The 11,472-nt window shown below is 64.3% G+C and carries 9 protein-coding genes; 1 reads left to right on the top strand and 8 read right to left on the bottom strand.

The window, feature by feature from the left end; translation table 11 throughout:
- Positions 1 to 173: 173 nt before the first annotated feature.
- The 3 genes from iolD to AC0L15_RS04940 form a co-directional block, all read right to left on the bottom strand.
- A complete protein-coding gene (gene iolD, locus AC0L15_RS04950) occupies positions 174 to 2,024 on the bottom strand; it encodes a 3D-(3,5/4)-trihydroxycyclohexane-1,2-dione acylhydrolase (decyclizing) (protein WP_287246776.1) in 1,851 nt (616 codons plus the stop codon).
- A gap of 35 nt (positions 2,025 to 2,059) precedes the next feature.
- Positions 2,060 to 3,994 carry a bifunctional 5-dehydro-2-deoxygluconokinase/5-dehydro-2-deoxyphosphogluconate aldolase gene (locus tag AC0L15_RS04945; RefSeq protein WP_287246775.1) on the bottom strand — a complete coding sequence of 645 codons (1,935 nt, stop codon included), beginning with the start codon at positions 3,992 to 3,994 and terminating at the stop codon, positions 2,060 to 2,062.
- 130 nt (positions 3,995 to 4,124) lie between these two features.
- Positions 4,125 to 4,970 (bottom strand): MurR/RpiR family transcriptional regulator, encoded by an 846-nt coding sequence (locus AC0L15_RS04940; RefSeq protein WP_473495963.1) that lies wholly within the window; start codon positions 4,968 to 4,970, stop codon positions 4,125 to 4,127.
- 154 nt (positions 4,971 to 5,124) lie between these two features.
- On the opposite strand from AC0L15_RS04940, the gene AC0L15_RS04935 reads away from it, so the two are divergent.
- A complete protein-coding gene (locus tag AC0L15_RS04935) occupies positions 5,125 to 6,234 on the top strand; it encodes a Gfo/Idh/MocA family protein (RefSeq protein WP_287246773.1) in 1,110 nt (369 codons plus the stop codon).
- A gap of 55 nt (positions 6,235 to 6,289) precedes the next feature.
- Here AC0L15_RS04935 and AC0L15_RS04930 read toward each other — a convergent pair whose 3' ends face one another.
- The 5 genes from AC0L15_RS04930 to AC0L15_RS04910 all read right to left on the bottom strand — a co-directional run bounded on the left by AC0L15_RS04930 (position 6,290) and on the right by AC0L15_RS04910 (position 11,403).
- Entirely contained in the window at positions 6,290 to 7,381 is a 1,092-nt protein-coding gene (locus AC0L15_RS04930) for a 3-deoxy-7-phosphoheptulonate synthase (protein ID WP_023796935.1), read from the bottom strand.
- A gap of 228 nt (positions 7,382 to 7,609) precedes the next feature.
- Positions 7,610 to 8,404, bottom strand: a complete 795-nt coding sequence (locus AC0L15_RS04925; protein ID WP_473495962.1) for an SDR family oxidoreductase — start codon at positions 8,402 to 8,404, stop codon at positions 7,610 to 7,612.
- A 23-nt stretch (positions 8,405 to 8,427) separates the two neighbouring features.
- The gene (gene iolG, locus AC0L15_RS04920) at positions 8,428 to 9,429 is read right to left on the bottom strand and encodes an inositol 2-dehydrogenase (protein WP_287246772.1); all 1,002 of its coding nucleotides are present in this window, start codon (positions 9,427 to 9,429) and stop codon (positions 8,428 to 8,430) included.
- 127 nt (positions 9,430 to 9,556) lie between these two features.
- Complete coding sequence (locus tag AC0L15_RS04915) at positions 9,557 to 10,324, bottom strand: ATP-binding cassette domain-containing protein (protein WP_023796933.1); 768 nt, start codon at positions 10,322 to 10,324, stop codon at positions 9,557 to 9,559.
- A gap of 2 nt (positions 10,325 to 10,326) precedes the next feature.
- Positions 10,327 to 11,403 (bottom strand): ABC transporter permease, encoded by a 1,077-nt coding sequence (locus AC0L15_RS04910; protein WP_287246771.1) that lies wholly within the window; start codon positions 11,401 to 11,403, stop codon positions 10,327 to 10,329.
- Positions 11,404 to 11,472 lie beyond the last annotated feature (69 nt).

Raw genomic sequence — 11,472 nt, 5'->3', positions numbered from 1 at the left:
CCCCCCCCCCCCCCCCCCCCCCCCCCCCCCCCCCCCCCCCCCCCCCCCCCCGCGGGGGGGGGGGGGGGGCCCCCCGGCGCGGGGGGGGGGGGGGCCCGCGGCGCCGGACCCCCACCCGGACCTTCGGTCCGACCTCCCCACAAGGGGGAGGTAGGGGCTTGGCAGCGCCGACATCAATCACCAACACTCTGCATCCGCCGCTTTTCTTCATAGGCTTTGCGTGCGGCGTTCACCTGCGGCCGCGAAGAAACTTCCGGCACGGCGACGTCCCACCAATGGCCGCCGACATCGGTCGACACCAGTGGGTCGGTGTCGATAACCAGTACCGTCGTCTTGCTATTGTTTTTCGCCTTTGCCAGCGCCGTTTCCAGCCCGGCGATCGACGAAACCTTCTCGGCGATAGCGCCGAGGCTTGCCGCATGCGCCGCGAAGTCGATATCGGGCATAACCTCGTGGCGAGCGTCCTTCAGCAGATTGTTGAAGTTGGCGCCGCCGGTCGCCATCTGCAGCCGGTTGATGCAGCCATAGCCCCTGTTGTCGAGCAGCACGATGGTCAGCTTGAGGCCGAGCATGACCGAGGTTGCGATCTCGGAATTGAGCATCAGATAGGAGCCGTCGCCGATCATGACGACGACCTCCTCGTCGGGCTTGGCCATCTTGACGCCGAGCCCGCCAGCGATCTCGTAGCCCATGGTCGAGAAGCCGTATTCGGCGTGGTAGGAGCCGGGCGCGCCCGCCTGCCAGAGCTTGTGCAACTCGCCGGGCAGGCCGCCGGCGGCATGAAGCAATATCACGTCGGAGCCCATGGCGCGCTGCACGGCGCCGATCACCTGCGCGTCCGACGGGTAGGCGGCATTGGTCGAGGCCGTCACCTTGCCGGCTTCGGCCTGCCATTCTTTCTTCCCCCCGGCCGCATTATTGGTCCAGGCAGCCGGCGCCTGCCAGCCGTTCAGCGCCGCGCCGAGCTCGGCCAGCCCTTCCGCCGCATCGGCGACCAGCGGCAGCGCCTGGTGCTTGCCCGCATCGAAAGGCTGGACGTTCAGCCCGATGATGGTCTTGCCGGAATTCTTGAACAGCGCCCACGAGCCGGTGGTGAAATCCTGCAGCCTGGTGCCGACGGCAAGCACGACGTCGGCTTCCTCGGCCAGCCGGTTGGCCGCCGAAGTGCCGGTGACGCCGACCGCCGCCATGTTGAGCGGATGATCGTCCGGCAGCGAGGATTTGCCGCCCTGCGTCTCGCAGACCGGGATGCCGGCGCCTTGGGCCAGCTGCGCCAGTTCGCCGGAAGCCTGCGAATAAAGCACGCCGCCGCCGGCAATCACCAAGGGCTTTGTTGCCGCCTTCAGCGCCGCCACGGCGGCCGCCAATTCCCCACGGTCCGGACGCGGCCGGCGCTGATGCCAGACCCGTTCGGCAAAAAAGCTCTCGGGGTAATCAAAGGCCTCGGCCTGCACGTCCTGGCAGAGCGCCAAGGTCACCGGTCCGCATTCGGCCGGATCGGTCAGCACCTGCATGGCACGGTTGAGCGCCGGGATGATCTGCTCGGGCCGGGTGATGCGGTCGAAATAGCGCGACACCGGCCGGAAGCAGTCATTGACCGTCGCGGTACCGTCGGAAAAATCCTCTGCCTGTTGCAGCACGGGATCGGGGATACGATTGGCGAAGACGTCGCCGGGGAGAAACAGGACGGGCAACCTGTTTACATGCGCAAGTGCCGCCGCCGTCACCATGTTGAGCGCGCCGGGGCCGATCGAACTGGTCGCCGCCATGAACCGGCGGCGGAAATTGGACTTGGCATAGGCGATCGCCGCATGCGCCATCGCCTGTTCGTTGTGGGCGCGAAAGGTCGGCAATTCGTCGCGCACCTGATAAAGCGCCTCGCCGATGCCGGCGACATTGCCGTGGCCGAAGATCGCCCAGACGCCGCCGAAGATCGGCATTTTCCTGCCGTCGATCTCGGCCATCTGGCGAGCAAGAAAGCGGGTCAGCGCCTGCGCCATCGTCAGGCGGATTGTCTTGGTCATGTTGTTTTCCTCCGCAGTCCTTATGCCGCGCCTTCTTATGCTGCTTTGCGGCCGCGCGCGGCAAGCCATGCCTCGGTCAGCCTCTCGAAGCGCGACGCCACGTCGGCCACCGCCTCCTCGTCCGACATCTTGCCGGCAAGCCATTGTTCGGCCGCGTTGATGAAGATGGTGCGACCGACGGCGAAGCCCTTGACGATGGGCGCCTTGGCGGTGGCGGCAAAGGCCGCTTCCAGCTCGTCCGGCGGCGCTTCGAGGCCGAGCAGCACAACCCCGCGGCACCACGGATCGTTCTTCAGGATCACCGCTTCGATCTTCGCCCAGGCCCCGGCTGAGGCCTGCGGTTCAAGCTTCCACCAGTCGGGCTTGATATCAAGCGCATAGAGTTCCTCCAGCGCCCGCGGGATCGTCGTGTCGTCGAGCTCGCCGTGCTTGCCGGCGATGATTTCGATGAGAAGTTCTCTGCCTACTTTCCGCGCAGCCCCGAACAGGCTTTTGAGCTTCTGCTGCTGCTCGGTCTTCAGCGCCTCCGGGTCGTCGGGGTGGTAGAAGCACAGGCACTTGATGCAATGGCCGACCGGCCACTCAATCAGTTGCGAGCCGATGTCCTGCGAGAACTCGAAACGAAGCGGCCGCGATCCGGGCAATTCGACTGGCCGGCCAAGCCAGGCGAAAGGATGGCGGGCGAATTCGAACATCGCCTCGCGGCCGTATTTTTCGTCGAGCAGCATGCCGTAGCCGGCGCGGCCGGCGGCAACCTTTGCCGCCGCCTTGACCGTCAGCACCTTGAAATCATGGATGCGCGACGGGTCGGCGCCTGCCTTCGCGGCGACATCGTCAAGCTGGATACGGTGATCGCAGGCCAGCGCCATCAGTGATGGAATGTCGCGCCGGCGCGTCGTCGCCCAATGGATATGGTTGATCGCCTCGTCCTTGCGCAGCGCCAGGTGCCTGCTGCCGTTCTTCAGGAAGAACTGCAATTCCTCGAAGGTCGGGTATTCCGGTGCACAGAGCAGCCGCGACACGGCGAAGGCGCCGCAGGCGTTGGCCCAGGTCGCTGCCGTCTCCAGGCTCTCGCCGCCGAGCCAGCCGCGCAAAAAACCCGACATGAAGGCATCGCCGGCGCCGAGCACATTGTAGACCTCGATCGGAAAACCCTTGCCAGCGATGCCGTCCTCGAGGTCGTTGCTGATCGGCCCGTCATAGACGATGCAGCCCATGGCGCCGCGCTTCAAGACGATCGTGGCCTTGGATAGCGAGCGGATCGTCTTCAACGCGCTCAGGCAATCATCGGCACCGGAGGCGATCATGATCTCTTCTTCGGTGCCGACGATCAGGTCGCAGTCGGGCAGCACTGTCTTCAGCTGGGCGGAGACCCGGTCGGATTTCACATAGCGCTCGAAGCCTTCGGCATGGCCGGCAAGGCCCCACAGATTAGGGCGGTAGTCGATGTCGAACACCACTTTGCCGCCCGTGGCCTTGATGGCACGGATCGCCTTGCGCTGCGCGGCGTCGCTGTTGGGCCGCGAAAAATGCGTGCCGGTGACGACGATCGCGCGTGCCGAAGCGATGAACGTCTCATCGATGTCGTCTTCCGAAAGCGCCATGTCGGCGCAGTCGGTACGATAGAAGATCATCGGCGACACGCCCTCGTCCTCGACCGACAGCAGCACCAGCGCGGTCAGCCGGTCCGGATCGGTCCTGAGGCCGTCAACCGAAACCCCTTCGCGCGTCAACTGCTCGCGGATGAAGCGGCCCATCTGCTCGTCGCCGACGCGGGTGAGCAGCGCCGAGCGCAGGCCGAGCCTCGCCGTGCCGACCGAAATGTTGGCCGGACAGCCGCCGACCGACTTGGCAAAGGAGGTGATGTCCTCCAGGCGCGAGCCGATCTGCTGGCCATAGAGATCGACGGAGGCGCGGCCAATGGTGATGACGTCGAGCGGCGCATGTTTCGCGTCCACGGCTTCGCTCATTCGAACCTCCCACCAGCCTTGTTGTCTTGGGTAACACGCGCGAGCGGCAGCGTGGCGCCGGCAATATGAAATAAGAATTCCAATCGATAGTCAATATGGAACGCGCGTTCCTTTGCCGAAAAGTAGCCTGTCAGGCCTTGCGCTTCCCGCCGGTGTCGCGCCGCTTTTCCCCAACCGCAACGGTCAGCGCCATGGCCAGCGCCATCGTCGCCGACACCGAGCGGAAGCCGGCGAAATCGGCCTCGGCGACCTCGAACCAGACTTTGGCGAACTGGGCGAGCGGGGAAAAGGAACTGTCGGTGATCGCTACGATCGGAACGCCTTGCTCCGAGATGACGCGCGCCTCCTCGATGGCCGCCGGGGCATAGGGTGAGAAACTGATGGCGATGACGGCATCCCTGGGCGAGGCAAAGCTGATCATCTCGGCGTTGAGGCCGGCGGCCGATTCGATCAGCTGGTTGCGGATCTTGAGCTTGCCCAGCGCATAGGCGATGTAGGAGGCGACCGGATAGGAGCGGCGCTTGGCCAGCACATAGATCGTCTCCGCCTTCGCCAGCAAGGCGATTGCAGCTTCGAAATGATCTTCGTTCAACCTGCCTGAAATATCGTTGAGCGAGGTGCTCGCCGCGGCGACGAAGCCGTCGAAAATCGCCCGGTGACCGGCGCCTTCCTCCGCCTTGGCGCGCAATGCCGCCAGCCTTTCATCATAGGACGAATTGCGTTCGCGCAGGCGCTCGCGAAACACCAGCTGCAGGCTGGTGAAGCCGTCGAAGCCGAGCTGCTGGGCGAAGCGGATCAGGGTCGAAGGCTGGACGCCGGCGGAGGCGGCGATGCTGGCGGCGGTGCCGAAGGCAATATCGTCGGGATTGTCGAGCGCATAGGCGGCGATCTGCGCGATGCGCTTGGGCAGGCTCTGGCGCCGTTCCAGGATCGTCGAACGCAGCGTTTCGAAATCGCGGGGCACCCGTTCGTCCATCGTCGCTCCGCCCAGGTCCATCAGTCGATGCCGTGTGATGCCCCATCATAGCGAGCCTGTGCAAGAAGGCCATAAAAAATGAGCCATGCGTTCCATTTCTGGAAAAAATGGACTAATTCATCCACGCAACCTTTCTGGCAGTGGAGACAAGGAAATGGTCGGAGTTGGTCTTATCGGCACGGGCTTCATGGGCAAGTGCCACGCCATCGCCTGGAACGCGGTCGGCACCGTCTTTCCGGATGTGGCCAAGCCTAGGCTGGTCCATCTCGGCGAGGTCGATGACGACCTTGCCAAGCGCCGGGCGACCGAGTTCGGCTTCGCCAAGGGCTCCGGCGACTGGCGCGCCGTCGTCGATGACCCGGACGTCGATATCGTCTCGCTGACCACGCCGAACCAGTTCCACCCGGAGATGGCCATCGCCATCCTCGAAGCCGGCAAGCACCTGTGGTGCGAAAAACCGATGGCGCCGAGCTTTGCCGAGGCGCAAGCCATGGCGGCGGCGGCCAAAAAATCCGGCAAGGTGGCCGCGCTCGGCTATAACTACATCCAGAATCCGGCGATCCGCCATATCGGTGCGCTGCTCGACGAGAAGATCATCGGTGAAGTCAACCATCTGCGCATCGAGATGGACGAGGATTTCATGGCCGACCCGGAGGCGCTGTTCTTCTGGAAGCACGAGGCGGCGTCCGGTTACGGCGCGCTCGACGATTTCGCCGTGCATCCGCTGTCGCTGGTCTCGGTGCTGTTCGGCCGCGTCGCCCGCGTCATGTGCGACATGGCGAAACCCTATGCCGATCGCCGCGTCGCATCAGGCGGGCGCCGCGCGGTCGAGACCTACGACATCGCCAGCGTGCTGATGCATCTCGAAAACGGCATTGCCGGCACGCTGCTGGTCAACCGTTCGGCCTGGGGCCGCAAGGGCCGGATCGCCATCCAGATCTTCGGCTCGAAGGGCTCGATCCTGTACGACCAGGAGCGGATGAACGAGTTCCAGCTTTACCTGACAGCCGACCGCCCGACCGAGCAAGGCTATCGCACCATCCTGGTGGCGCCGCACCACAAGCCCTACGACGCCTTCCTGCCGGCGCCCGGCCACGGTCTCGGTTTCAACGACCTCAAGATCATCGAATGCCGCGAGCTGCTGACCAGGCTGGCCGGCAAGCCGGCGCGCATCATCGATTTCGACGAAGGCCTTGAGATCGAGCGCACGGTGCACGCAATGGCGCGCTCGTTCGAGGAGCAGCGCTGGGTGGCGGTGCGGTAGAGGCTGCTTCCAGCCGGCCGCCGGCCGCGCTTTCGCGGCCACGGCGTCAGCTGTCTCAAGCGGCGCCTGGACGGCTGGCGACCAGGGCGCGTCGCGCCGATCGGCGCTGCTCGACGGCGTCGGCAAGGCCGTACAGCACCGTCTCGGTGGTCGCCCAGTCGATGCAGCCATCGGTGATGCTCTTGCCATAGATGAGCGGCTTGCCGGGCGTGACTTCCTGCCGGCCGGCGACGAGATTGCTCTCGATCATGACGCCGATGATGCGCTCGTCGCCTGCCGCGACCTGGCCCGCCACGTCGGCGGCGACCTTCGGCTGGTTCTCCGGCTTCTTGTTGCTGTTGGCGTGGCTGACATCGATCATCAACCGTGGCGCGACACCGATCCGGGCGAGTTCCGCACTGGCGGCGGCGACGCTTGCCGCGTCATAATTGGGCTGAATGCCGCCGCGAAGGATGACGTGGCAGTCCTCATTGCCGGTGGTCGTCGCGATGGCGCTGCGCCCGCCCTTCGTCACCGCCATGAAATGATGCGGCTGGGCGGCGGACTTCACCGCCTCGGCGGCGATCCGCAAATTGCCGTCGGTGCCGTTCTTGAAGCCGACCGGGCAGGACAGGCCGGATGCGAGTTCGCGATGGATCTGGCTCTCCGTCGTGCGCGCGCCGATCGCGCCCCAGGCGACGAGGTCGGCAATGTATTGCGGGGTGGCCATGTCGAGGAATTCGGTCGCCGCCGGAAGGCCAAGATTGTTGACCGCGGAGAGCACGTTGCGGGCCATCCGCAGGCCTTTGTCGATGTTGAAGCTGCCGTCGAGGTCGGGATCGTTGATCAGGCCCTTCCACCCGACGGTCGTGCGCGGTTTCTCGAAATACACGCGCATCACGATCTCCAGCCGGTCCGACAGGCTCTCGCGCAGCGCCACCAGCCGGCTGGCATAGTCGACGGCAGCGATCGGGTCGTGGATCGAACAGGGGCCGACGACGACGACCAGCCGATCGTCGGCGCCGGTCAGCACGGCATGGATAGCATTGCGTGACGCAGCAACGGTGCGCGTCGCCGTCAGCGTGCGCGGTATCTCCCGCATCACGTCGTCCGGCGTACTCAGCTCTCGGATTTCCTTGACCCGAAGATCATCTGTGGTGGTCAACACGGCTTTCTGCTCCTGGTTTGGGAGACCTGCCGGCTGAAACAAAAAAGCCGCCAGGTCTGGCGGCTGTTCGGATGTTGTTGCTGCAATCTTCAGATCGAGCGCAATCCTCCCGCCGCCAGCGAGCTGCCGTAGCTAAAGTACCAGAACGAGGCGGTCAGGTGGATCATGCCAGCCCTATAGCCGAAGCCAGGGTGCTTGTCACGTTCAGATGACGCTACTCAGATGACGCTATTCCGGCGAAGACCCTGCAATGGTTTGGTCGTAGTCGACCAGCGAGCCGGTCATGACGCCGGACTGCGAGCTGATCATATAGCTGATCAGCCGGGCAAGCTGCGCCGGCTTCACCAACTGGCCCATCGGCTGCGCTGCCTCGGCCTTTTCCAGCCAGTCGTCCGGCGCGTCGTGCCATTTCCTCTGCACGATCGCCTCGCCCTCGGTATCCATCCAGCCGGGCAGCACGGCGTTGCAGCGGATGCGATTGCTGCGATAGGCATTGGCGACATTCTTGGTCAGCGTCGCCAGTGCGCCCTTGCTCGACGAGTAGGGCGCCAGGAACGACTGGCCGCAATGCGCCGACATCGAAAGCACGTTGACGATCGAGCCAAGCGCCTTGCGGTCGAGCAGATGCGCCACCACACCCTGCATCAGGAAGAAGGGGCCGCGCACATTGGTCTGGAAGATCTGGTCAAAAAGATCCTCGGAGGTCTCAACCAGTGAGCCGCGGGCCGAGGTGGCGGCGGCGTTGACCAGCGCATTGACGGTGCCGAAATGAGCGATCGCGGTTTCGACGACCCGCTTGCAATCGGCCACCACCGAGACGTCGGCGCTGATGAAGATGGCCTCGACGCCGTCTTTCGCAAGTGCGGCGACCGCCTTGTCGCCCTTCTCCCTGGAACGGCCGACCAGCGCCAGGGCGCGGCAGCCCTCGTCGGCCAGCGCCTCGGCGACGGCGAAGCCGATGCCTTGCGCGCCGCCGGTGACGATGGCGCGTGTTTGTGAATTTCGACCGGCGGAACCGTTCATCGCCTTGCTCCTGTGCTTGATGGTCAGACTGTCTTGTCGAGGCGGACGGTCTTGCCTTCCGTCGCCGATTTCAGCGCCGCGTCCGCCAGCCGCAGCGCGACGAGCCCGTCCCCACCGCTCGGCGCCGCCTTGTTGCCCGACGTCGCCGCCGCGATGAAGGCGGCGATCTCGTTGGCATAGGCGTCGAGGTAGCGGGTCATGAAGAAGTCGTGCAGCGGCGGGCGCGTATAGCCCTTTTCATTGGCCAGCTCGATCGACACCGGCCGCTGGTTCTCGGCCGCAACCATGCCTTTCGAGCCATGCACCTCGATGCGCTGGTCGTAGCCATAGGTGGCGCGTCGCGAATTGGAGATGATGCACTGCTTGCCGGAGGCGGTTTCGAGGATGACGCTGACGCTGTCGAAGTCGCCGGCCTCGCCGATCTTTTTGTCGACCAGCACCGAGGCGTGGGCGCTGACCGCCACCGGCTCCTCGCCGAGCAGGAAGCGCGCCATGTCGAAATCATGGATGGTCATGTCGCGGAAGATGCCGCCCGAGCGGCCGATGTAGTCGAGCGGCGGCGGGCCGGGATCGCGCGAGGTGATGGTCACCATCTCGACCGTGCCGATGGCGCCGTCGTCGATCGCCTTGCGCACGGCGGCGAAATGCGGATCGAAGCGGCGGTTGAAGCCGACCATCAAAGTGGCGCCGGCCTTGTCGACCACGGCCAGGCATTCTTCCACTCGGCCGGCGTCGAGGTCGATCGGCTTCTCACAGAAGATCGCCTTGCCGGCCTTGGCGAACCGCTCGATCAGATCGGCATGGGTGTCGGTCGGCGTGCAGATAATGACCGCATCGATATCCCCGGCTTTTTCGATGGCGTCGATGCTGCGCACTTCCGCGCCATAGGCCGACGCCAGATCGGTCGCCGCCTTCTCGAAGGCATCGGCAACTGCGACCAGCCTGGCCTGCGGATTGGAACCGACGGCGCGGGCGTGGACCTTGCCGATGCGGCCGGCACCGAGAAGAGCGAAGCGGAGAGGCATGGGAATTTCCTTTGAGGATTGTTCGAAAATGGAATTACGTCTTTCCTGCACCGTTCAGCGCGAGGCGCAGTAGATTTTCTTATCGCGGCAGATCGGCGACGGGTCGATGACCGCGCCGGCATCCGCCCTAGGCCGCAAGTTCGGCCTCCCCGGTCTTGGCGCCGGTGATGTATGAGACGATGTCGTTGCCGTCGGTGTCCTGCTTGCGCAGATTGGCGACGATGCGGCCGCGCCGGAAGACGACGATGCGGTCGACGAGGTCGAACACCTGGCGCATGTTGTGGCTGATCAGGATCAGCGGCTCGCCATTGGCTTTCAGCGTGCGGATGATGTTTTCGACCTGCATCGTCTCCTGCACACCAAGTGCTGCCGTCGGCTCGTCCATGATGATGAGCTTGGACGCAAAGGTAGCGGTTCTGGCGATCGCCACGCACTGACGCTGGCCGCCCGACATGTGTCGGATGGTGTTGGAAAGGTTGGGAATCTTGACCGCCGTGCGGATCAACGCTGCCTCGGTCGCCTTGCGCATGAACTTGCGATCGAGAATCGAGAAAGGCCCGAGATTGAAAAGCACCTTCTCGCGGCCGAGAAACAGGTTCGACGGCACGTCGAGGTCGTCGGCAAGCGCCAGGTTCTGGAACACCGTTTCGATGCCCGCCTCGCGCGCCGCGATCGGGCCGGCGAAGTTTACTTCCTTGCCGTCGAACCAGACCTTGCCGCTGGTGCGCTGCTCGACGGCGGTGATCTGGCGCACGAAGGTCGATTTGCCGGCGCCGTTGTCACCCATGATGGCGACATGCTCGCCCTTGCGCAGTTCGAAATTCGCGCTTTCGAGCGCATGCACGCCGCCATAGTATTTGGTCAGGTTTTCGGTCTTCAGGACGATGTCTGACATGATCAAGCCCTCATTGCCCGCAGGCGCTGGCGCCACTGGTCGAGAACGACTGCGCCGATGATGATCACGCCCTTGACCATCTCCTGGTAGTAGGCGTCGAGGCGCAGGAAGGTGAAGCCGGAGATGATGACACCGAAGATCAGCGCACCGATCACCGTTCCGATGATCGAGCCGCGGCCGCCCGACAGCGAGACGCCGCCGATGACCGCCATGGCGATCGCGTCCAGTTCGTACATCACGCCCATGCCGGCCTGAGCGGTGAGGTTCTTGGAGCTCAGCACCACGGCGGCGAGCGAGGCGAGGATGCCGGCAATGACAAAGACGAGGATCTTATGGTTCTTGACATTTATGCCGGACATGCGGGCGGCGTCCTCGTTGGAGCCGATGGCATAACAGTGCTTGCCGTACCTGGTGTATGACAGGATCAGCTGGAACAGAATCGCCAGCGATATGAAGATGATGACCGGCATAAGCCCCTTGCCGATGGCGGCGAAACTTTCGGTGGGAAACGAGATCGGCTGCCCCTTGGACCACCATTTGGCGATGCCGCGCGCCGTGACCATCATGCCGAGCGTGGCGATGAACGGCGGAATGCGCGTGTAGGCGATCAACGAGCCGTTGACCAGGCCCGCCAGCAGGCCGCAGCCGATCGCGACCAGCACCGGCACGATCACCGGCAGGTCGGTCCAGCCTTGCGCGAGGAACACCGCCTTGGGATTAGGGTTGCCGTTGACCGTCGCCACCTGGGCGAAACTCATGGCGATCATCGCCGTGGCGCCGACGATCGAACCAGAGGAAAGGTCGATGCCGCCGGAAATGATCACCTGCGTCACGCCAATGGCGATGATGCCGACGATCGACACCTGCAGGATGATGATCTGCAGGCGCGCCTCGTTGAAGATCGTATCGACATTGGGGCGGGTGTTGAACAGAAAGCTGTCGCCAAGAAAGACGCGGCCTATCAGCTCGAAGGCGCCGACCAGGATGATGAGCGCCAGGAAAACGTTGAATTCGGCAGGCCATGTCCGCTTTTTCGCATCATAGCTCAGTCCGCCGACGCCATGGGTTGTCTGTGTCAACTTTTGCTTCCTCCAACCGCATCGGCCCGAAAATCGGGATCGATTTTCGGAAAGCACGATGCGTCGTCC

It is taken from the genome of Mesorhizobium sp. WSM4846, assembly GCF_055811415.1.
This window is presented reverse-complemented; position numbering and strand designations above follow the sequence as displayed.